This window comes from Variovorax boronicumulans, from assembly GCF_009811375.1.
Lineage (GTDB): Bacteria > Pseudomonadota > Gammaproteobacteria > Burkholderiales > Burkholderiaceae_C > Variovorax > Variovorax boronicumulans.
The window spans coordinates 1,629,294-1,648,850 of record NZ_BKDH01000001.1; the positions used below are offsets into that span (position 1 = coordinate 1,629,294).

Genomic DNA, 19,557 nt, shown 5'->3' on the forward strand with positions numbered 1-19,557 from the left:
CGTGCACTCGCTTCAGGTGTTCAGGAAGCAGCGCGTCGTCGCCATCATCCGCACGTTCTTCGTCGAGTTGACGGAGGGCGTGTGCAAGAGGCGCAGGTCCATCAGGAAGACATCGCCCGCGCGCCCTGACATCTCGACGAGGTCGATGCCCAGTGGATGGAGGCTTTGCGCCAGGTCGCCGGTCGTCTTCAGAAGCTGCCTCAGCTCGGAGGCCGCAACCCGCCCCGGTGTGCCGACGCGATGCGATCCGGCCAATGCCAGCGTCGCGCCGCCGCCGGGTGCCACGTCGTCGATCAGGAAGAAGGCCTGGATTCCCGGCAGCGGGTCTTGCGGTCGGGTCGAGACGTCGACATGCCAGTTCAGGCCCGTGAGGGTCGAGGCGCCTTGAAGGGGCGGGGACAGCAGCAGCTGCGTGTCCTGGATGGCGGTCGGGGCACGTCCACCGAGTCGGGTGACGCAGTCGATCAGCGCCAGCGTCACCAGCGCTTCGTGCACGCCGGGCACCTTGACGAGCGCGGACAGCTTGCCGATCTGCTGGAAGACGGGGAGTTTTTGCAGCGCGCCGGGCAGGCTCTTTCCACCGGACAAGGCTTTCAGGCGCTTGATCTCATCGAGCAGCTTCTGCCGCAGGCCCGCGATCTGCTTGTGCGGATGGAAGCCTTCCAACCGCACATAGCCCTTGTCGATGAAGAAGTCGGCGTGAGAGGGGGTCATGGCTTGAAGCGGCCGCGCAGTCCGCTAATGAACGTCGCGCGGCGTGGAAGCAAGAATACAAGAGCGGCTGCACGTGGCGGGCGTGGCTAACATCGGCCCAAAGCAGATCAAGGAGGACGCAGGATGACCGTGGTTGCAGAGACCTTGCGGATGTCGACATTGCAGCAGCTCGGCGCGTCCGCGCCCTTGGTGCAATTGGCGATGGGCGAGTGCCTCCATGAAGTGTTCCGCACGGTCTGCCTGGGGCCGCCGTTCCTCGCGTACCACGGCGCCCGCGCACCCGACGGGCCGCCATGGGTTCCGCTGTGGGATCGCAGCAGCCGGGTGACGGGCCTGCGCGCGCACCCGGACGGCCTGGAGTTCGTCGAGTTCAGCGTGGAAGACCCTCGCGCCTTCGAGCGGATCGCGTTGACCGAGCAAGGCTTCTGGGTGACCCGGTTCGACGCGCTGTACGAAAACGAAGTGCCGGAGGGCGTTCTGCACGAGGCCGCACGGCGGGTCGGGTTCCGGTACCTGGACCAGCACCTGGCCGTGAGGGAGGCGGCCGAGGAGCGACTGGGTACTTTCAGTGATCACCGCCTGTGGCTGCAAGGCCTCGTGGCGGGTATCGATCGACAGGCCAGCGAGGCCTGACCGCAGTGTTCACACGAAACCCATCCTTTCATTGGTGCATCGCCTTCGCATCAGCTCTCATGCTCCACATGCCCGCGCATCCGGCCGAGGCCAAACCCGCTCGCGACACGACGTCCGCGCAAGCGCAGATCCCGTTCTTCGATGCCGTGGAGCGCGGTCGCCTGCGCGAGGTCGAGGAATTTCTTGCGCAGGGCTTTGGTGCCAACGATGTGCAGGGCTACGGTTTCAATGTGGGCGACTCGCCGCTGATGAAGGCCGCGCAGCAAGGCAACGCGCAGATGGTGAAGTTGCTGCTGCGTCGCCATGCCGATGTGAACTACCGCAACGCCAACGACGGCGAGACGGCGCTGCTGCGCGCAGCCAAGTTCGCGGGCTCCGGCGGCATCAGCGACACGCACGCCATCGACTACCGCCAGACCCTGGCGCTGCTGCTGAAGGCGGGCGCGAACCCCGACACCCCCGATCGCAACGGCGGCCTTCCGTTGTTCTTCGCGCCCACGACCTGGGCCATTCGGGCGCTGCTGGCCGCCGGTGCCGACCCCAACGCCGCGAGTTCGAACCCGCCGCTGATCGAGCATGCGCACGACCCGGCGCGTGTGCGGCTGTTGCTCGCCGCGGGCGCTCGTCCTGATGTGCGCGATGCGCAGGGCGTGTCGGCGCTGGCGATGGCGGCGGAGAAGGGGAGCCTGGAGAGCATTCGGCAGCTCCTGGCGGTCATGGAGCCGGACGCAGTGCGGGGCGCCGATGCCGATGGGCACAACGCGCTCGATGCAGCGGCCAGGGGCGGCGATGCGGGGATCGTTCGCCTGCTGCTGGCGCAGGGCCTGCCGGCGACCGAGCGCACTGTGCGTGCAGCCGCGACGCAGGGGCATCTGCAGGCAGCCCGCCTGCTGCACCGGGCCATGGACCCGCCGCAGTGGCCGTCCCTCGAAGCAGGGGCACCGGCCGAGGCACGGGTCTACCTGCTGATCTTGCAGCAGAAGCCAAAGGAGGCTCTGGCCGCCTATCGCGCCTTCGAAACCGTCGCGTGCGGACGCATGACGCCGTTGGCGTCGGCGGTCGATGCCGGCAACGTGGAGGCCGTGCGCGCCTTGCTGGCCCTGGGCGTCGACGTGAACCACCAGACCCCCGCGCCGCTGCGCAGCGAGCTGGTGCCGCAGCCGCAGACCTCGTCGGGGCTGCCCCGCCTGGTCCATGTGCTGCCGCCTCCTTGCAAAGACGTTTCGCTCGCGTCGCAGGCAGGTTCACCGACGTTGCTGCAGGCCACGCTGCCTGTCGGCCGGGTGCCGTTCGCGCCCGCGCCTGGCACTGAAAGCGCCTTGCCGCCAGCGGGGTTCTGGACGGACAACGCGCTGATGCGCGCGGTGACGCGCAACCACCTCGAGATCGCGCGGCTGCTGGTGGCTGCAGGTGCCGATCCGGCGCTGCGAAGCCACTACCCGCCGCATGCATCGGCGCAGGCATGGCTGCAGGCGCGCCCGCCATCGCATGGCGCGTCGCTGACCGCATGGAAGAAATTGCTGAAGCTGAGTCGGCCCTGAGATGCAAACCCTGTCGCTCGATATCCGAGGTTGGCTTTGGTAGATTCCGCCACTCCGATCTCCGCTGACAGGAGCGCTTCATGAGTGCACAAAAAGAATTGCATCGCGGCCGCCTGATCGACCACATCGGACTGGTCGTTCGCGATCTGGCGGCCAGCAAGGTCTTCTACAGCGCCGTCTTCGAGGCGCTGAAGATCCCGATGGGCGGCTCCGACGCGCGCAACTTCTGGGCCGACGAACTGTTCGTGTCGACGCGCGACAGCGACGAAGTGCAGGGCGAACTCACCGGGCGCCACCACATCGCATTCCAGGCGCAGGACCGGGCCATGGTCGACGCCTTCTACCAGGCCGCATTGGCGCACGGAGGTCGGGACAACGGCCCGCCGGGTGAACGCGCCTACCACCCGGGGTACTACGCGGCGTTCGTGCTGGACCCGGATGGCAACAACATCGAAGCTGTGTTTCACGGCGAGGCCGATCGCAGTGCGGCTTCGGTGTGGATCAGGTTCTGATCCGTTCGAGGTACGTCGTGAAGGCGAGGGCGGTCGTCAGGCCCAGGGGTACTTTCCCTGCAGCGACGCCAGCTCGTCCTGTTCTGCCTGCGTAAGCAGGGCGCCGAGCCGCAGCTTTCGCTTGAGGCTGCGCAGGCGCTTCAGGTCGTGTCGGAGCCAGAAAACCGTGCCGCCCAGCAGGACCAGGAGGCCGATGGCGCCCCCTACGAAGTTCAGTTTTTCACTCATGCGTGACGCGTCCAGCGTTCGCCCGTACCCACGCAGTCGTTTCGGGGTTACTCATCATCAGGAGGCGTTCGTTGTGTCTCTCGCATCGGGGCCATGCACTGATCAAAGAGCCTGCCCGGAGCCAGAACGAGCCTTTTTGAACAGCACTGTCATTTCTTCGCTCGGGCTGCGATAGCCGCATGCCTCGAAGAATCGCTTCGCATTGCCCAGCGCCTTGACATAGACAGGGACACCAGGAAACTCCGCTTCAACGGCGCTCAGTAGCGCCCGGCCGATGCCCGAGCCCTGGGCGTCCGGGTGGACAGCCAGTTCACCGAGCATCGTCGTGAATGCCCCGTCGCTGAAGGCTGAGACATAGCCGAGAAGCGCGCCGCTGCCTGCACGTGCGTGGACGACGAGCGGGTAGGCCCGGTGGGAGCGTTCGAACGATGTTTCGTCGTACCCGCTGCCCCAACCGACCAACGCCATCAGATGGCCAAACTCCTGCCAGGTGACGGTTCGTTCGTTCGAAATCATGTAGTTCATGGCAAGGCTATTTTCCGCGCGTTGGCAGCGCGAGAACGAAAAGGGGCCACGCCACCCGCGCGCCCCTTCTCCCTAACTCACAGCTTCGGCGTGTACTTCACCGTGAACAGCACATTGCGCGGATCGCCGTAGTTGTTGTTCCCGTTGGCCTCGCTGTAGGCCGGGATGTAGTAGCGCTTGTCGAAGACGTTGTTGATGTTGACGGCCAGCGCCACCTCCGGCGTCAGCTGGTAGGCCAGGCGTGCGCTCCACACGGCGAAGCCGGGCACCTTGTACGTGCGGTCGTAGCCTAGCGTGTGGCTCTGGATGCTGAATCCACCGCCCACGCTGAGCAGGCTCCAGTCGCCGGGCAGCTGGTAATTGGTCCACACGCGCAGCATGTGCTTGGGCGTCCACTGGCTGAAGATCTTGCCCTTGTTGTCCGGGTCTTCGAGGAACCGGGTGGTGTTGTAGGTGTAGCCCGCCGTGAGCTGCAGCCGCGGCGCGACCTCGCCGCTGACCTCGGCCTCGAAGCCCTGGCTGCGCACCTTGCCCGACGACTTGGAGCAGTACCAGCCGTCGCAGGCAAAGCCGCCGTCGCGGTCGGTCACGGCGCGGTTGGTGTGGTCGTAGCGGAACACGGCCAGCGAGGTGTTCAGGCGGCCGTCCATCAGTTCGCCCTTCAGGCCCACCTCGTAGTTGCTGCCGATGATGGGCTTGAGCCCGTCGCCCGAGACGGTGCGCTCGGTCTGCGGCTCGAACACGTCGGTGTAGCTCGCGTAGGCCGACCATTGCTTGTTGAGCGCGAACACGAGGCCGACGTACGGCGTCACTTCGCCCGACGTGCTGACGGTGCTCGTGAAGCCCGCGGACTGGCTCGAGTAGAGGTAGTCGTACCAGCTCAGGCGCGCGCCGACGATGGCCGTGAGCGGCTCGGCCAACTGGGCCCGCCAGCTGCCGTAGATGCCCTTTTGCCGCACGTCGTAGTGCGTGTGGCTTTTCCCGCCGCCCGCCGCCATGATGGTGTCGTAGTTCTGCGCAGGGCGGTTGTGGTCGATGGCGAAGATGTTGCCGCCGCCGCTGAACCGGCGCGCATACCGGTCGGTCGACTCGAACTTCGAGTAGTTGGCGCCGATGGTCAGGTCGTGCTGCATCGACAGCGCGTCGAAGCGTCCGCGCAGGTAGACGTCGAAGCCGAGCTTGCGCGAATCGAAGCGGGTGTCCCAGTCGGCGAAGTTCAGCCCGCTGCCGTCGGCTTGCACGTCGCCGTGCATGCGCTGGTGCTGCGCGCTGTTCTTCTCGTTCATGCCGAGCGCGGAGAACTTCAGCTTCCACTTGTCGTTGAAGCGGTGCTCGGCGTCGACATACACCGTGGTCTGCTCGATGTCGCTGTGGTTCCACAGGGCGCCCGTGAACACGGAGCGCGGCAGGCCGATGTCGGTGCCGTCCGGGTAGCGCGGAAAACCGCGCAGCATCGGACGCCCCTTGGCGTGCGAGTGGCTCACGCCGAAGCCGACGGTGGTGTCGGGCGAGATGTCGTAGTCGATGGCGCCGTAGAGCGAGCGCGTCTTGCGCCACACGTAGTCGGTGAACGAGTGGCTGCGGTCTTCGTCGACCACCACGCGGCCGCGCAGCGTGCCTTCGGCATTGAGCGGACCGCCGGCGTCGAGTTGCGCGCCGTAGTGGTCCCACGAGCCCGCCTTGCCGGTGAGCGTGAGCGTCTTCTCGGGCTGGCCGCGCTTGCGCACGAGGTTGATCGCGCCGCCCGGGCTGCCCGTGCCCTGCAGCAGGCCCGAGGCGCCGCGCAGCACTTCCACGCGGTCGAAGAACACCGTGTCTTCGGTGGCCCAGTTGCCCAGCGAGTACATGTTGCGCGGCACGGGCACGCCGTCGTATTGCCAGGCGTCGATCTGGAAACCGCGCGACGTGAGGACCATGCCCGGCCCCACGCCCTTGACGCCCACCACGCCCGTGACGTTGTTGACCGCGTCGCGCAGGTCGACGAGGCCCTGGTCATCCATGCGCTGGCGCGTGATCACGCTCACCGATTGGGGAATGTCCTTGAGCGCCTGCTCGCCCTTGCCGAGCGTCAGCGCGCGCGCCGTGTACGAGCGCGTGCCTTCGGTGGTGGCGCTGCGTTCGGCCTCGGCCGTGACGGTGACCGGTGCCAGCGTCGTGCTGCCGTCGGCGCCGGTGTCTGCAGGGCCGCCGATGCTCGAGCGGCGCAGTGCATACGCGCCGCCCGCACCACCCGCCGCCTCGAGGCCCGAGCCGGCCAACAGCCGCGCGAAGCCTTCGCCCACGGCGTGCTGGCCCTGCAGGCCGGGCGACCGCTTGCCCTGCGCGAGGGCAGGCGGAATCGTGATGCTCACGCCGGCAGAGGCGGCGAAGCTCGACAGTGCCTCGTCGAGCGGACCGGGTGCGATGTTGTAGGCCTTGCGTGCTTCGGCTTGTGCGGCCGGTGCGCTGGGCGTGCCCGGCGTCTGCGCGGCGACCGTCCCGGCAGCAGCGCATGCCATGGCGAACAACGCGCCATGCACGGCGAGCGACAGCGCACGCAACGAGACGGCGTCGGAATCAAGGGGGGACGGTCGGCGACGGGCCATGGATTTCTCTCTCTCCTGCAAGGGGTGTGAAGTTGCTGTTCCTCAAGGCTTCACACGCGAGGAAAGAAAAGGGGACAGGCCGCGACAGAAAAAATCGTCACGGCCGGAATCGCCGCCAGCACCCGATGCCTCAACCGCCCGGCGCGACCACCGTGACCCAATAGCGCGTGCGAAAGAGCACGTCCACCGGCAAGGCCTGCGGCAGGCTGTCGAGCACCGGGCCCGTGTCGCGCAGCTGGAACACGCCCGACACGCGCAGGTCGGCCACCGCCGGATCGCAGCGCAGCACGCCGGGCCGGTAGCGGCCCAGCTCGGCGAGGAAGTCGTGCAGCCGCATGTTCCTGGCGCGCAGGACACCGCGCGACCAATCGTCGGCATCGGCGTCTGCCGCCGTGATCTCGCCGATGGCCGCCGAAGAAAACATGGCCTGCTCGCCGGCACGCACCACCGCCGTCAGGCTGCGCGCGTGGTCGGGGCGAACCTCGACCGCGCCGTCGAGCACCGTCAGATGGCTGCGATCGCCTTCGTGCTGCCGGACCACGAAGCGCGTGCCCAGCGCACGCAGGCGCCCCTGCGCGGTCTCGACGATGAAGGGGCGGTAGGCGGGATCGGAAGAGGGCACGGCATCGGGTGCCGTCTCGATGAGTATTTCGCCCGCATGCAGCCGCACCACGCGCTGCGTCGCGCCGTAGGCCACGTCGATGGCCGTCGCGGTGTTGAGCTGCACGCGCGTGCCGTCGGCCAGTTGCAGTTCGCGGCGTTCGCCCGTGGCGGTGCGGTGGTCGGCCAGCCATTCGCGCGCCGGTGAGGCGCGCCAGGCCAGCCAGCCGGCAGGTGCCGCGGTCAGCAGCACGGCGAGTGCCTTGGCAGCTGTGCGGCGGTCGCTTCGCACCGCTCGGCCCAGCACCGGCATCGACAGCGCGCCCGGCAGCCTGCCGAACTTGCCGCTGACTTGCTCGGCGCGCTGCCAGGCCGCTTCGTGCGCGGGGTCGGCCGCACGCCAGCGTGTCCATTGCGTGCGATCGGCCGCCGTGGCCTCGCCCGACTGCAGCAGGACGAACCATTGCGCCGCCTGCAGGGCGACGGCCTTGTCGACCACGACCGCCATCGTGCGTTGCACCGTCACGCGACCAGCAGGATGCAGCGGGCCATGGCCTCGGCCATGTAGCGCTTGACGGTGCGCTCGCTCACGCCCAGCTTCGCGGCGATCTCCGCATAGCCCAGTCCTTCGAGCTGCGCCATCAGGAAGGCCTGGCGCACCGGCGGCGCCAGGCCGTCGAGCATGGCGTCGATCTCCTGCAGGGTTTCGAGAATGATCGCCTGCTGCTCGGGCGAGGGCGCCAGCGGCTCGGGCAACGCGCTCAAGGCCTCGAGGTAGGCCTGCTCCAGCGAACGCCGGCGGTACAGATTGGCCAGCAGCCGCTTGGCGACCACCGTCAGGTAGGCGCGCGGCTCCCGCAATTGCCAGTCGCACTGCTTCTCGGGCGTGTGGTCTGGCGCGGTGAGGATGCGCAGGAAGGTGTCTTGCGCGAGGTCTGCCGCATCGAAGGCATTGCCGAGCTTCCTGCGCAGCCAGCCCTGCAACCACCCGTGGTGCTCGCTATAGAGGGTGTGGATGTGCGGGTGCAGAGCGGGATCGGCGGCCATGGCGGACGTAGTGCGGTGGCCAGGCCATCCAAATAAGAATTATTCTCATTGTATGACGACTGTGCACCAATGGCTACGTTCGGGGCTGCTGCACCAGTTGAAGCTCGTTGCCGGCGGGGTCGCGCAACGTGGCGAGGATGCCGCCCCAGGACTGCGGCTCGGGGAGGCCGCTGAAGGCCACGCCGAGCGACGAGAGTTCTGTGTACTTCGACTGGATGTTTTCCACGTCGAAAGACAGGCCTGTGAAGCGGCCCACCAAGGCCAGGTCTTCTGGCGGGGCATCTGCTTCGACACTTTCGACCACCAGGCTCATGGGTCCTGCGCCGAACACGCAAAAGCCCTGGTCGCGGCCGTCGGCCTTCAGGGGCAGGCCGAGGATCTCTTCATAGAAGCGGGAGGCGAGGGCGAGGTCCTGGACGAAGATGCGGGCGGTGTGAAGCTGCATGGGCTCTCCTGGCTGGGGGTGAGGTGCATGCTAGGCGGGGGCTTTGGCCGGAACAAGAGGCCGTGCTGTTCAGTGAAGGGCGCTCGCAAGGCGCTCGAAGTGGCGCTGGTAGACATTCGCGTAGTTGTTGCCGACCTGGCAGCACGTGATGTCTCGGTAGCTCACCAGGGATGGGCTGCCTGCCCAGTTGCCGGCCCCCGTGAAATGCTCGATTTGCAGCGAGTCGCCTTTGGTCTGAACAACTCGCCCGATCAAGAACTCGTTGATTTCGCCGGCCTCGCATTCCACGATCATCAGCGCGTGACGCAAGGTCAGCTGCGCAATCAACGTGCGCCAACTGCGCACGTCAAACTCGAAGCCAAAGGGAACCTGCTGCCCCAAGCCTTCTTCGAAGATCAGCTTCTTCTGGAGGCTGTGAGTGGCCGTCAATTCCACCTGTGTGATGTCTTCAGTTCGCAGCGCCATCAAGCCGTCCAACCGGAAGTCGTAGACGTACTGAATCAGGACCAGTTCTGACGAGACCGCCAGCACGAAGCCTTGGATCTGCGAATCGTCGATGCCCGTCCGATAGATCGAGACGAGATCACGGTCCTCCAAATGCTGTTCGAGCTGCTGCTTCTGGGGTGTCATCGGGGAGCGGTAGGGCCCGTGCTACTTCTTCGCAAGAAACGCTGCAACCAACGCATTCGCATGCCCATGACCCATCTGATGCTGGGTCTTGAGCTGGCTCACGAGCTCCATGTGCTTCAGCGGGCCCGCAGCCTGAAGAATGTCCATCCAATGCGCGATCGGCTGGCCGTAGGTCTTCTCGATGGAGGGGAAGTACGAGGCGGGTCCTTTTACCTTGGCGGTCTCGGTCATGGGCGGTTCTTTCGCAGGTGGTGTGTGAGATTCGTGCAAACGCGGGAGGGCATTCTTACAGCTGCCAGCTCCTGTTGCTGGCATTGGGCTGGATCAGGTCCCACATGTTTCCGCACAGGTCCTTGAACACCGCCACGATCCCGTGCGGCTGTTCCTCCGGTGGGCGAACGAATTCGACGCCGGCGGCCTTGTACTTTTCGTAGTCGCGCCAGAAGTCGTCCGTGTACAGGAACAGGAACACACGGCCGCCAGCTTGGTCGCCGACAGCGCGTTGCTGCTCTGGCGCCGACGCTTGCGCCAGGAGAAGGCAGGCCCCTTGTCCACCCTGAGGCTTGACCACGACCCAGCGCTTTCCTTGCGCCGGCACGGGCGTATCTTCGACGAGTTCGAAGCCCAGTGTGCCGACGAAGAATTCGAGCGCCTTGTCGTAGTCGGGGACCACCAGGGAGACGAGGCCGAGTGATTGGTGCATGGGTCGCGATTGGAAAAAATCAGGGATGGTAAGGCGATGCATCGCTCATGTGCGAACCTGGCCCGCTTGCGATCGGTATCGGCGCAAAGGGGCTGAAGCAGAAGCTCAGGCAGTGCGAGCTAGCCTAGGCTGACACCCCCGCTTCGCCAACACATTCATTGGAGTTGGGATTGATTCGACCCAGGCCAAAACTTCGCCCATTCGCGCCCCAGCCTCTGGCGTCCAACGCGTCATCGGTCACATCGAAAACTTTGAAGTTCCACTCCGCTCCGGGCCGAGGAAATAGCAGAGACCCGTTCGACTCGGTGTACCTAAGTGTCCACTTGTTTCTTTGGACTTTCCAAGTGCCAGATGCCTTCACGACCTTAGACAGCTTCCTGTTGGTGATCAGGCTCTCTACGCCACGCCCCTTGAATGTCCCATCCGCCTCGAACTTGAACACGACCGACCCGGGAAAAGCCGAGTCACTGCCTGAAGTTCCGACCCAACAGCCAACGAGCCTTCTCTCCAGATCTGGATTTCTTGAAAGAACCTTTTCGTTGAAAAGGGCACCGCCTACGAGCGCAGCAAGTGCGAAAAATCTCCAGGAGATACGGGGCAGCTTCATGGTTGGCTGGTGTCTGCTAGTGCCCGCATTCTGCCCGCGGAAGCAAGCTACCCAGTCACAGGCTTGGTTCCGACCAAGACGGGCTGATAGAACGCGGCGTCGAGTCGCTTCACGTCCTCGAAGCCAGCCTCTCTCATCAGCTCGCAAAGACGTTCGACTGAGATTGCGTAGTACCTGGAGCGCATGACATGGGTCTTCACCAGCCCGGTGGCCAGCTCGTCTTCGACGACGAAGAAGGAAAAGTCGTAGTGGTCGCCGTCGAAATTCCAGACCTGGAACAGCACGTACCGCTTGCCGTCCTCAACCCGCGCGCCATAGTGCTTGACCAGGTTCGTCCCGCGCTCTTCCTTGTCGTAGTCCCTGACCGTGATGACGCACCCGCCGCCGGGGCGCAAGCATGCGAGGAACTGGCGCAACGCAAGCAGCAGGTCTTCGTCGGTCAGCAGGTGAGGGACCGAGTTGTCGCACGAAATGACGAGGTCATATCCAGTACCGTGGTCCTCGTGGGCCGTGCGCATGTCTCCGACCTTGAAGTCGACGGCCAAGCCGCGAAGGTCCGCTTCGCGCCGAGCACGTTCGATTTCCCTGCTCGACAGGTCTGACCCGACGACGGAGTAGCCCCGCCCGGCAAGCGCAAGAGCCTGGGTGCCGATGCCGCAGGAGACGTCGAGCACCGTGCGATGCCCGGGCCATTCTGATTGGATGACGCTGTCGAGCTGCTCGCCCTGCCGCCGGATGCTGTGGTTCCAGTCGGGGAACATCAGGTGATACAGCGGGGCGAGGTCGTCGTAGAAGTCCATCGTTTGACGTCAGGCTGTGAAGGGCATCGCGAGTTTACGAATGATCGGCCCGTCGAAGGGCTGGTCTTGGCCGATGTGAGCCATCGTACCCAGGGCCGACGATGCGCCCAGAGCAGACCTACGATCGATGTGCGGTGTCGACGAAGAGTAGGCCGTCTGAGCGCACCGAAAGAATCTTCATTGCCTCATGAGCCAACTCCCGGAACTGGGCCTCCCCGGAGCTAGAGAGGTTGCTCGGCAACTGACTAAAGTTTGCCTTGAGATGAAGTCGGTCCCCGATCTGAACTGATGACCATGCGTTGATCTGAATCACGGCCAGCGAATGAACTGTGATGAGCGCATACCAATAGTCACCTTCACGCATTTCGCTCGTGGCGCTGAGAAGCTGAGTGAAAGAAGCTTCCCTTTCCTCATCGACAGCCCAATCCCATGCCCCCGTGGGCAGTCGCCTTTCCTCAACGCCTAGTGCCTGCAAGTCCGCAGGCGCTGTGTCGTCTTGCTGAAAGCGGCGCTTAACAAACGTCATAGATGAAATCTCGAGCGTTCATGGACCATCGAAGTCTCGATCAACTTTCTCAGCACTGCGGAAACGTAGTTCATGTTTCAGATCTTGCGTCGTTAGTTGGGAGGCGTTCGTGTGAGTTTGCATCTAGCCGAAAGCGGACGACTATGCCACCTCGGCGCCGCTCCTCATAAGGGACTCCAAGAGAAAGAGCGCCTCTTCGGAGTTGAGAGCCCTCGAGCGATGCGCCGTGCTGCGCACGCTGCGACCGGTAGCACGGTGTGTAAGCCTTGCGCAGCTTGTTGTATGAAAGATCATGTCGCTGTCCACTGCGAACTCACGCCTGAAATATGCAGTGGAGATGTCCCCAGATTCAAGGGAGAAATCCGCCGGTGAGGCCGCCCTTATCAGCTTGGCCGAAACGCCTTGCGGACAGCCCGCTTGAATCTCTTCTGGCAGGCGCCGGCCGGTTTCAGGAGACAACCGATCGCAGATCTTCAAGACGACGCTAGCAAGGTCGCCCGCTGCTGTGGCCTGTTCCTCATCGACGATCTCTATAGATTCCAAGTCGATTCCAACCCGGTGACACGCGCGAAGAACCTCTGCCGTCCAGCAGCCGCTGTGCGTATTGGCTGAGTGAACCAACAGGTACGTTTCAGGCAATCGAATCCGATAGGGCATGCCGCAATATAGAGCGCTTCTGCCCAAATTCTGAAGCTTCGATGAAAGTCCGCCGTTGGCCGCATCCCATCCTATTCAGGCTGCAGAAAGACAAGACCATTAAGTGCCTCTTGAAGGCTCCACTGCTGCCACCCAGGCCGAGCAATCGAACCGTCAGAGCGCAATGGAGAAAGGTTGAATCCTTCTTCTACATCCTCGAAGTACATGGCGACGCTGCGGTGCATCGCGACAACAAAGACGCTCTCGAATTCACCAGAGCGCTCGATAGCCGCTAGACGAAATGGAATGCGGTACTGCGCAAAAATTTCGCGTTCCCTCAGTGTGCACTCCGAGAGTTGGAGTCCGACCAAGGCTTCAAGCTCAACAGCGGAAATCGGCGACCATTTCATGGTTTCCTCTGATCGAACTTGGAGGGAGGGATTCCGGCCGAACAGTTTCGCAAGGCCTCGCAGCGTAGCCATCAACTTCCGCTCTTCTTGGTCACTAGAAGTCGTCGATGGGACGGATCTGGCGACGGGCTCTTCACGATGCCGCCGCGCACCCCTCAGGCTTGAACACTCGCGTGGTCGAAGCCGGAAACTTTTCAAGTTTGGCCGCTGGCCGCGAGGGGCGCGGGACCAGCTCTCCGCCGCAGTTCGGGCATGTGCCTGCGAGGCGTTGGCTCGCGCACTCACTGCAGAACGTCCACTCGAAAGAACAGATGCGGGCATCGGCTGAATCCGGCGGCAAGTCTCGGTTGCAGCATTCACACCCGGGGCGCATTTGGAGCATGGCGAAGCCTCAGAGAGTTGAGTCGGTCGAGCTTAAGCGAAGGTGTGCTCGCCGATGTATGGCGAGCACGGGAGGCTGGCGCGTGTTGCCGCACGACGAGGCCGCGTGCGGGCATCGCGATAGTCAGGCTGTCGGCCCGGCGGGTCCGAGTGCCAGGCTCATCGGCTGCACCATCAGGGGTGAGTGTTCCCGCAGCGGCTCCAACGCGCCATCGGGGCGGAAGCCGCACCCCATGTACAGGCGCATCGCGGGCGTGTCCGCGACAGTGACACCCAGGCCCACGCGCTTCATCCCTGCGCGCGCAGCCCAGGAAACCGCCGCTTCGAGTAAAGCGCGACCGGCTCCCATTCCTCGCGATGCAGGATCAACCCACATCTGGAAAAGGTCGGCGACAGCCGGCTCATCGTTGGACAACTTGCACCAGATGAGACCGCAGGCGTCGTTGCGGTTGAACGCGAAAAGCACGCGATCTTTCCCGGACGAAGTCGCCGCGGCAATGCGGGCGGACCACATCGCATCGGTTCTCGTGGCCTCCGCCTCGTACGTGCTTCCGAAGGCGTCCGGGGAGTCGAGCAAGGCCCGCAGGCGCAGGTCTCGATAGGTCTTCCATTCGTCGGGTTGTGCTGGTTGCACCGAGATCAAGTCATCACCTTCGGGTTAAGGGTTATGTGTGGGCCGAACGCTTCCTCTCGGCCTGCTTCATCGATGTGAGCCAATCGGGTGGCGAACCAGAAAGCAATGCGTGTCGTTGGCGCTCTCGTGAACGAACCCGTGGCGCCCGTACAGCGCGCCAACTGGGTTCCACTTCAGATGCTCCAGCCGCACTGCCTGTTTGTCGTGGTCCGCTTGGGCCAGCAGCTGGCGAAGCACCGCTGAACCGATGCCGGCGCGCTGGAAATCCGGCAAGACGTAGAACTCACCGATGCGGCGGTGACCGTCGACCTCCCATGTGGCGATCGTGCCGACCGGTGTGCCGCCCTTGAGGATGACCGACCACGGGCGCTCCTGCCATCGGCTCTGGTGCAGGTTCCGCTGGAAATCGTCATCCCATCCCCATCGCGCTGCCACGTAGGGGCCGAGCGCCTGTCGCTTGGCATCGAACGAAAATTCGAAATCCGAGTCGAGGGCAGTGCGCAAGGTAGGGGTCATGGATGGGCATTCGTTCCGGTTCACCACCGGATGCCGCGACGCATGCGGTTCAAGCGGCTGCTCATGATCCACGCAACCACCGGCCCGATCACCATCCCAGCCAGGCAGCTCCACACAACGACATGACTCCTGAGTTCGAGCAGCCAGGTGAGCATCGGGTACTGCGCGGCCACGGCGTCTGGGAAGCTCCACCAATAGGAAGAACCGCGGCTGGAGCCCGTGCGATGCTTGGTGCCGTCGAGCCAGTACGCGGCCAACGGTGCAAGGCCCAGATACGCAAACATCGCGGCCCAGGGGCCGAGCACGATGGCGCCCAGGAAGGCGTCGATGAAACGGGAGCGCATCGATTTACCGCTCACGCATGCGCCGCCAGATCAGATCCGCCGCCTCGCTCGCACTCACCAATGTCGAGTCGATGACCAGGCGGCTCGTGCCCCAGGCCTCGTAGTCATGCCCAAGCACAGCCTCCCAGCTCGGCAACGCAAAGCCCGCCATGTCGGCTTCCCGGTTCTCCACACGCCTGCGATGTTCAACGACGTCTGAGCACACGACCTCAACCTCCACCAGATGCGACGACACCTCTGTCGCCACGGCCCGCCACGCCTCACGCGTGACCGACAGCGGGTTGACGCAATCAGCAACCACGGACATGCCGAGCGCAAGGTTGGACCGAGCCAGCGCGTAGGCCACGACGTAGCCCGCCGGGCCCACGTCGTCAGCGCGCCCGCTTGCGGTTTTCAGTGCGTGCTCGATGGCGTCGATGCGCAGGTACACCGACGGGGCACGCGCCACGAGTTCGCGCGCGATGGTGGTCTTGCCTGTGCCGGGCAGTCCGCTCAGGACGATCAGGGTTCGAGGTTCCGAAGTCGATCTCATGGAAGGGGATGGCGGCTGCGAAAGGCCGTTCGTCGGCGATCGTACCCACCATTCGTTCATGCGGGCCCGTCGACCCGTCAGATCAGCGGCACCGTCGCCTCCTTCAGCACCCGCAGCACGAAGTGCGACTTGCTATGGCGAATGCCGGGAATCTTGTAGAGCTTCTCGCGCAGCAGCCGCTCGTAGTCGCGCGTGTCGCGCACGGCGATGCGGATGTAGTAGTCGTAGTCGCCCGACACGAGGTAGGCCTCCTGGATCTCGGGAATGGTGGCGAGGGTGCGGCCGAAGTCGTACAGGGTTTCGTCGGTGTGGCTCTCGAGGGTGACCTGCACGATCACCGAATCGTGGTAGCCCAGCTTGGCCGGGTCGACGTCGACGGTGTAGCGCTTGATGACGCCCGAGGCCTCGAGCTTCTTGATGCGCGTCCAGCAGCTGGTGGGCGACAGGCCGACCTCGTTGCCGATCTCTTGCAGGGTCTTGCGCGAGTCGAGCAGCAGCACCCGCAGGATCGCCAGATCGGTCTTGTCGAAAGATCCTTCGTTGTCTGTCGATGTTTGGCGATTGGTTTTCATGTTTCGAGCTTAAACAGCCAAAAGAAAGAAGCAAATTCTGCCTCAATAGCGGAAGAATTGACGGCATGCGACTGCTCGACCTTCCCCCCACATCCTCGCCCTCCCTCTCGCCGGCCATGCCCGAGACCCCACCCCGCGTGCGCAACGGCGCCGAAGCGCTGCTCGACACGCTGGTCGAGTGCGGCGTCGACACGATCTTCGGCTACCCCGGCGGCGCGGCGCTGCCGCTGTACGACGCGTTGCACGGCGAACCCCGCCTGCGCCATGTGCTGGTGCGCCACGAACAGGCGGCGGTGCATGCGGCCGAGGGCTATGCGCGCAGCACGGGCCGCGTGGGCGTGGTGCTGGTCACCTCGGGGCCGGGCGTGGGCAACACGATCACGGGGCTGCTCGACGCGATGAGCGATTCGGTGCCGGTGCTGTGCATCAGCGGGCAGGTGTCGACGGCGGTGATCGGCACGCAGGCTTTCCAGGAGAGCGACGCGCTGGGCATGTCGCGCCCGGTGACCAAGTGGAACCGTCAGGTGCGCGCGGCCGACGACGTGCCCGCGCTGGTGCGCCGCGCGCTCGACATCGCCACCACCGGCCGCCCCGGTCCGGTGCTGCTCGACGTGCCGAAGGACATCCAGCTGATGCGCCTCACGCACGGCGCCGCACCGGCGCCGCTGCGTGCGCTGCGCACGGGCCGCGCGCCGCTGCCGCCGCGGGCGATGCTGCAGCGCGCCGCCGACCTGATCTCGACCGCGCGCCGGCCGGTGCTCTACGGCGGCGGCGGGCTCATCAACTCGGGGCCGGCGGCCTGCGAGGCGTTCACGCAACTCGTGCACCGGCTGCATGCGCCGTGCACGCTCACGCTGATGGGGCTGGGCGCGTTCCCCGCGTCCGACCCGAAGTTCGTCGGCATGCTGGGCATGCACGGCATGCTCGAAGCCAACCTGGCGATGCACGAGGCCGACCTGGTGGTGTGCGTGGGCGCGCGTTTCGACGACCGCGTGACGGGCAAGCTCGACGAGTTCTGCCCGCATGCCCGCAAGATCCACATCGACATCGACCCCGGCAGCATCAACAAGGTGGTGCACGTCGACGTGCCGATGGTGGGCGACTGCGGCGCCATCGTCGAAGCGCTGTTGGGGCTGCTGCCCGACGAGTTTGCGCCCGAGCGGCTGGCGCCGTGGTGGGCGCGCATCGAGCGCTGGCGTGCCGAAGACTGCCTGGCCTTCACACCGTCGACCGAAGAAATCCTGCCGCAGCAGCTCATGTCGTCGCTGCAGCGGGCCATCGCGGGCCGCGACGCGATCGTCTCGACCGATGTGGGCCAGCACCAGATGTGGGCCGCGCAGTATCTGCGCTTCGACAGCCCGCGCCACTGGCTCACTTCGGGCGGCGCCGGCACCATGGGCTACGGGCTGCCCGCGGCCATCGGCGCGCAGATCGGCCACCCCGATGCGCTCACGGTGTGCGTGAGCGGCGACGCGTCGGTGCTGATGAACATCCAGGAGCTGTCGACGGCGATGCAGCACGGCACTGCGGTGAAGCTGGTGCTGAGCAACAACGGCTACATGGGCATGGTGCGCCAGTGGCAGGAGCTGAACCACGGCAACCGCCTGAGCCACAGCTGGAACGAGGCGCTGCCTGATTTCGTGGCGTTGGCCAAGGCCTTCGGCTGGGGGGCGCGGCGGGTGTCAGACCCGGCCGAGCTGGAAGACGCGCTGGCCGAATGCCTGGCGAGCAAGGGACCGTTCTTTCTCGACGTGCAGGTGGCGGCGCAGGAGAACTGCTTCCCGATGATGCCGTCGGGGTGCGGGCACCACCGGGTGATGCTGGCGAAGGACAGGTGGTACGAGGGGGAGTGAGGGCTGGGGCCTGACAACATCGGGCGGCCTCCATCGCCGCTCACCGCCGCAGACGGCGGCTGACGCGGCGACGCGCTCGGCGCACGTCGCCGCAGCGCGCCTCAGGGCGCCCGAACCGGCGTGACCTTGCGGATCACATTGCCGAAGGTGTCGGCGACATACAGCGTGCCCGCTGCATTGATCGTGAGCCCTTGCGGCTTATTGAACATGGCAGCATCGCCGATGCCGTCTTGGCTACCCGGAGTACCCTTTTGGCCGGCGAGCGTGGAGACCACCCCTGCCGGTGTGATCCTGCGCAACAGGCTGTTCCCGAAATCGGCCACGTAGACATTGCCGTCCGCGTCGACAGTGACGCCGCGGGGATTGGAGAAAGTCGCGGAGTTGCCGGGGCCATCGGTGGCGCCGGGCGTCCCCGTCCCTGCAAGTGTCGTGACCACCCCGGCGGGGGTGATCTTGCGAATTCGATGGTTCTCGGAGTCGGCGACGTAGAGGTTGCCTGACGCATCGATGGCAATGTTGTAGCCGCGCCCGAATTTCGCGGCGGGTCCCGTGCCATCGGCAAAGCCCCGCGGGCTGCTGCCGGCAAGTGTGGTGACATTGAGGGCCGGGTCGATCTTGCGAACGACGCCGCCGTCATACTCCAGAACGTACAGATTGCCGGCAGCATCCACGGCCACCGACGTGGGCGCGTTGAAAGTGGCGCCGGTTCCGTTGCCATCGGTCGTGGTCTTCGTGCCATTGCCCGCCACCGGGCTCACATCGCCCGTCGGCGTGACCCTGAAGATTCGATGGCCTTTGGCGTCCGCGACGAAGGCGGTGTCGGTCGCATCCACGGTGAGGCTGGCGAGGTCTACGAACGGTGGGTTGGGGCCGTCGCCGGCAATCGTAATGACGTCGGCCTCGGGCGAAATCTTGCGCACGAAATTGTTTCCCCAGTCACCGATGAGCAGACCACCATCCTTGGTGAGGGCGATGCCGTAAGGCAGCAAGAACGATGCGGCCGTACCCTTGCCGTCGGCGGCGCCCGGGGTGCCGCCGGCGAACGTCTCGACCTTGGCGGCGGCGGCCGAGCAGGCCACCGTCACGTCGCTCACGTCGGCCGAGGCCTTGCCGGTGCCCTTGGTGACGGTACAGACCTGCCACAGGGGTTGCGTACGGATGCTGACCTTGTAGTCCGAGCCCTCGACCAGGGTCGTTGCAAAGGTGAACTTGCCATCGGCCGACAGCTGGAGGTCGTCGCCGGCATTGTTTTGCAGCACCAGGCGGCCTTCAAGGCCGGTGACCGTGCCGCCGATGGAATGCTTCACGACGGGCGGCACTGTCGCCGGAGGGGGCGGTGCGACCATCGGCAGAAAAGCACCGCCACCTCCACCCCCGCCGCACGATGCCACCAACATGACCGCACCGGCCACGGCGCCGATTCGCGCGACCGAACTTGCTTGACTGAAAAGCATCTTGACCCCTCTTTATGGTTGTAGGACTCAACAAAAAGAAGCCCCCTGTCGACGGGCGTGCAGGGGGTTTCCAAATGTCAATCATTGTTAAAAAGAGTGTCTGCAGATATCCCCAGAACTTGGTATTTT

At 65.0% G+C, this 19,557-nt stretch carries 24 protein-coding genes; 4 read left to right on the forward strand and 20 right to left on the reverse strand.

The window, feature by feature from the left end:
- Positions 1-12: 12 nt before the first annotated feature.
- Entirely contained in the window at positions 13-714 is a 702-nt protein-coding gene (locus tag VHAB30_RS07345) for a phytanoyl-CoA dioxygenase family protein (protein ID WP_159276363.1), read from the reverse strand.
- A 123-nt stretch (positions 715-837) separates the two neighbouring features.
- On the opposite strand from VHAB30_RS07345, the gene VHAB30_RS07350 reads away from it, so the two are divergent.
- From VHAB30_RS07350 to VHAB30_RS07360, 3 genes are all read left to right on the forward strand, one after another.
- Positions 838-1,347: a hypothetical protein gene (locus VHAB30_RS07350; protein ID WP_159276365.1), complete on the forward strand. Its 510-nt coding sequence runs from the start codon at positions 838-840 to the stop codon at positions 1,345-1,347.
- Positions 1,348-1,406: 59 nt separating this feature from the next.
- Entirely contained in the window at positions 1,407-2,888 is a 1,482-nt protein-coding gene (locus VHAB30_RS07355) for an ankyrin repeat domain-containing protein (protein ID WP_159276367.1), read from the forward strand.
- A gap of 80 nt (positions 2,889-2,968) precedes the next feature.
- Complete coding sequence (locus tag VHAB30_RS07360) at positions 2,969-3,400, forward strand: VOC family protein (protein ID WP_159276369.1); 432 nt, start codon at positions 2,969-2,971, stop codon at positions 3,398-3,400.
- A 36-nt stretch (positions 3,401-3,436) separates the two neighbouring features.
- Here the strand turns inward: VHAB30_RS07360 and VHAB30_RS07365 are convergent, their stop codons facing one another.
- From VHAB30_RS07365 to VHAB30_RS07450, 18 genes are all read right to left on the reverse strand, one after another.
- Positions 3,437-3,628 carry a hypothetical protein gene (locus tag VHAB30_RS07365; protein WP_139703061.1) on the reverse strand — a complete coding sequence of 64 codons (192 nt, stop codon included), beginning with the start codon at positions 3,626-3,628 and terminating at the stop codon, positions 3,437-3,439.
- Positions 3,629-3,730: 102 nt separating this feature from the next.
- Positions 3,731-4,153: a GNAT family N-acetyltransferase gene (locus VHAB30_RS07370; RefSeq protein WP_159276371.1), complete on the reverse strand. Its 423-nt coding sequence runs from the start codon at positions 4,151-4,153 to the stop codon at positions 3,731-3,733.
- A 77-nt stretch (positions 4,154-4,230) separates the two neighbouring features.
- The gene (locus VHAB30_RS07375; protein ID WP_216850700.1) at positions 4,231-6,738 is read right to left on the reverse strand and encodes a TonB-dependent siderophore receptor; all 2,508 of its coding nucleotides are present in this window, start codon (positions 6,736-6,738) and stop codon (positions 4,231-4,233) included.
- Positions 6,739-6,868: 130 nt separating this feature from the next.
- Positions 6,869-7,864: a FecR domain-containing protein gene (locus VHAB30_RS07380; protein ID WP_235926499.1), complete on the reverse strand. Its 996-nt coding sequence runs from the start codon at positions 7,862-7,864 to the stop codon at positions 6,869-6,871.
- The gene (locus tag VHAB30_RS07385; protein ID WP_070061085.1) at positions 7,861-8,385 is read right to left on the reverse strand and encodes a sigma-70 family RNA polymerase sigma factor; all 525 of its coding nucleotides are present in this window, start codon (positions 8,383-8,385) and stop codon (positions 7,861-7,863) included. The genes VHAB30_RS07380 and VHAB30_RS07385 overlap by 4 nt, the downstream gene beginning before the upstream one ends.
- A gap of 73 nt (positions 8,386-8,458) precedes the next feature.
- Positions 8,459-8,830 carry a VOC family protein gene (locus VHAB30_RS07390; protein WP_159276374.1) on the reverse strand — a complete coding sequence of 124 codons (372 nt, stop codon included), beginning with the start codon at positions 8,828-8,830 and terminating at the stop codon, positions 8,459-8,461.
- A gap of 69 nt (positions 8,831-8,899) precedes the next feature.
- Positions 8,900-9,460 (reverse strand): hypothetical protein, encoded by a 561-nt coding sequence (locus VHAB30_RS07395; protein ID WP_159276376.1) that lies wholly within the window; start codon positions 9,458-9,460, stop codon positions 8,900-8,902.
- Between the two features lie 21 nt (positions 9,461-9,481).
- The gene (locus VHAB30_RS07400; RefSeq protein WP_070061083.1) at positions 9,482-9,691 is read right to left on the reverse strand and encodes a DUF4287 domain-containing protein; all 210 of its coding nucleotides are present in this window, start codon (positions 9,689-9,691) and stop codon (positions 9,482-9,484) included.
- 55 nt (positions 9,692-9,746) lie between these two features.
- Positions 9,747-10,163, reverse strand: a complete 417-nt coding sequence (locus tag VHAB30_RS07405; RefSeq protein WP_159276378.1) for a VOC family protein — start codon at positions 10,161-10,163, stop codon at positions 9,747-9,749.
- A gap of 654 nt (positions 10,164-10,817) precedes the next feature.
- On the reverse strand, positions 10,818-11,570 hold the full coding sequence (locus VHAB30_RS07410) for a class I SAM-dependent methyltransferase (RefSeq protein WP_159276380.1): 753 nt from the start codon (positions 11,568-11,570) through the stop codon (positions 10,818-10,820).
- 118 nt (positions 11,571-11,688) lie between these two features.
- Positions 11,689-12,096, reverse strand: a complete 408-nt coding sequence (locus VHAB30_RS07415; protein ID WP_159276382.1) for a hypothetical protein — start codon at positions 12,094-12,096, stop codon at positions 11,689-11,691.
- Between the two features lie 728 nt (positions 12,097-12,824).
- Positions 12,825-13,142, reverse strand: coding sequence for a hypothetical protein (locus VHAB30_RS07420; protein ID WP_159276384.1), 318 nt, complete (start codon positions 13,140-13,142; stop codon positions 12,825-12,827).
- Between the two features lie 133 nt (positions 13,143-13,275).
- On the reverse strand, positions 13,276-13,524 hold the full coding sequence (locus VHAB30_RS07425; RefSeq protein ID WP_159276386.1) for a DUF1272 domain-containing protein: 249 nt from the start codon (positions 13,522-13,524) through the stop codon (positions 13,276-13,278).
- Positions 13,525-13,647: 123 nt separating this feature from the next.
- Complete coding sequence (locus tag VHAB30_RS07430) at positions 13,648-14,157, reverse strand: GNAT family N-acetyltransferase (RefSeq protein ID WP_235926831.1); 510 nt, start codon at positions 14,155-14,157, stop codon at positions 13,648-13,650.
- Positions 14,158-14,223: 66 nt separating this feature from the next.
- Entirely contained in the window at positions 14,224-14,673 is a 450-nt protein-coding gene (locus tag VHAB30_RS07435) for a GNAT family N-acetyltransferase (RefSeq protein WP_159276391.1), read from the reverse strand.
- A gap of 20 nt (positions 14,674-14,693) precedes the next feature.
- Positions 14,694-15,017: a hypothetical protein gene (locus VHAB30_RS07440; protein WP_159276393.1), complete on the reverse strand. Its 324-nt coding sequence runs from the start codon at positions 15,015-15,017 to the stop codon at positions 14,694-14,696.
- Positions 15,018-15,021: 4 nt separating this feature from the next.
- Positions 15,022-15,549, reverse strand: a complete 528-nt coding sequence (locus tag VHAB30_RS07445; protein WP_159276395.1) for an AAA family ATPase — start codon at positions 15,547-15,549, stop codon at positions 15,022-15,024.
- 77 nt (positions 15,550-15,626) lie between these two features.
- Complete coding sequence (locus VHAB30_RS07450; protein ID WP_174250212.1) at positions 15,627-16,121, reverse strand: Lrp/AsnC family transcriptional regulator; 495 nt, start codon at positions 16,119-16,121, stop codon at positions 15,627-15,629.
- A 65-nt stretch (positions 16,122-16,186) separates the two neighbouring features.
- Here VHAB30_RS07450 and ilvB point away from each other — a divergent pair, with 65 nt between their 5' ends.
- Positions 16,187-17,974: a biosynthetic-type acetolactate synthase large subunit gene (ilvB, locus tag VHAB30_RS07455; RefSeq protein WP_159276397.1), complete on the forward strand. Its 1,788-nt coding sequence runs from the start codon at positions 16,187-16,189 to the stop codon at positions 17,972-17,974.
- 101 nt (positions 17,975-18,075) lie between these two features.
- On the opposite strand, the gene VHAB30_RS07460 is transcribed toward ilvB, so the two are convergent.
- Entirely contained in the window at positions 18,076-19,281 is a 1,206-nt protein-coding gene (locus VHAB30_RS07460; RefSeq protein ID WP_159276399.1) for an NHL domain-containing protein, read from the reverse strand.
- Between the last annotated feature and the right edge of the window lie 276 nt (positions 19,282-19,557).

Bases quoted from the DNA above. Each gene is read 5' to 3' on its own strand.
- VHAB30_RS07345 (WP_159276363.1), bottom strand. From the start codon at position 714: ATGACCCCCTCTCACGCCGACTTCTTCATCGACAAGGGCTATGTGCGG.
- VHAB30_RS07350 (WP_159276365.1), top strand. From the start codon at position 838: ATGACCGTGGTTGCAGAGACCTTGCGGATGTCGACATTGCAGCAGCTC.
- VHAB30_RS07355 (WP_159276367.1), top strand. From the start codon at position 1,407: ATGCTCCACATGCCCGCGCATCCGGCCGAGGCCAAACCCGCTCGCGAC.
- VHAB30_RS07360 (WP_159276369.1), top strand. From the start codon at position 2,969: ATGAGTGCACAAAAAGAATTGCATCGCGGCCGCCTGATCGACCACATC.
- VHAB30_RS07365 (WP_139703061.1), bottom strand. From the start codon at position 3,628: ATGAGTGAAAAACTGAACTTCGTAGGGGGCGCCATCGGCCTCCTGGTC.
- VHAB30_RS07370 (WP_159276371.1), bottom strand. From the start codon at position 4,153: ATGAACTACATGATTTCGAACGAACGAACCGTCACCTGGCAGGAGTTT.
- VHAB30_RS07375 (WP_216850700.1), bottom strand. From the start codon at position 6,738: ATGGCCCGTCGCCGACCGTCCCCCCTTGATTCCGACGCCGTCTCGTTG.
- VHAB30_RS07385 (WP_070061085.1), bottom strand. From the start codon at position 8,385: ATGGCCGCCGATCCCGCTCTGCACCCGCACATCCACACCCTCTATAGC.
- VHAB30_RS07390 (WP_159276374.1), bottom strand. From the start codon at position 8,830: ATGCAGCTTCACACCGCCCGCATCTTCGTCCAGGACCTCGCCCTCGCC.
- VHAB30_RS07395 (WP_159276376.1), bottom strand. From the start codon at position 9,460: ATGACACCCCAGAAGCAGCAGCTCGAACAGCATTTGGAGGACCGTGAT.
- VHAB30_RS07400 (WP_070061083.1), bottom strand. From the start codon at position 9,691: ATGACCGAGACCGCCAAGGTAAAAGGACCCGCCTCGTACTTCCCCTCC.
- VHAB30_RS07405 (WP_159276378.1), bottom strand. From the start codon at position 10,163: ATGCACCAATCACTCGGCCTCGTCTCCCTGGTGGTCCCCGACTACGAC.
- VHAB30_RS07410 (WP_159276380.1), bottom strand. From the start codon at position 11,570: ATGGACTTCTACGACGACCTCGCCCCGCTGTATCACCTGATGTTCCCC.
- VHAB30_RS07415 (WP_159276382.1), bottom strand. From the start codon at position 12,096: ATGACGTTTGTTAAGCGCCGCTTTCAGCAAGACGACACAGCGCCTGCG.
- VHAB30_RS07420 (WP_159276384.1), bottom strand. From the start codon at position 13,142: ATGAAATGGTCGCCGATTTCCGCTGTTGAGCTTGAAGCCTTGGTCGGA.
- VHAB30_RS07425 (WP_159276386.1), bottom strand. From the start codon at position 13,524: ATGCTCCAAATGCGCCCCGGGTGTGAATGCTGCAACCGAGACTTGCCG.
- VHAB30_RS07435 (WP_159276391.1), bottom strand. From the start codon at position 14,673: ATGACCCCTACCTTGCGCACTGCCCTCGACTCGGATTTCGAATTTTCG.
- VHAB30_RS07440 (WP_159276393.1), bottom strand. From the start codon at position 15,017: ATGCGCTCCCGTTTCATCGACGCCTTCCTGGGCGCCATCGTGCTCGGC.
- VHAB30_RS07445 (WP_159276395.1), bottom strand. From the start codon at position 15,549: ATGAGATCGACTTCGGAACCTCGAACCCTGATCGTCCTGAGCGGACTG.
- VHAB30_RS07450 (WP_174250212.1), bottom strand. From the start codon at position 16,121: ATGAAAACCAATCGCCAAACATCGACAGACAACGAAGGATCTTTCGAC.
- ilvB (WP_159276397.1), top strand. From the start codon at position 16,187: ATGCGACTGCTCGACCTTCCCCCCACATCCTCGCCCTCCCTCTCGCCG.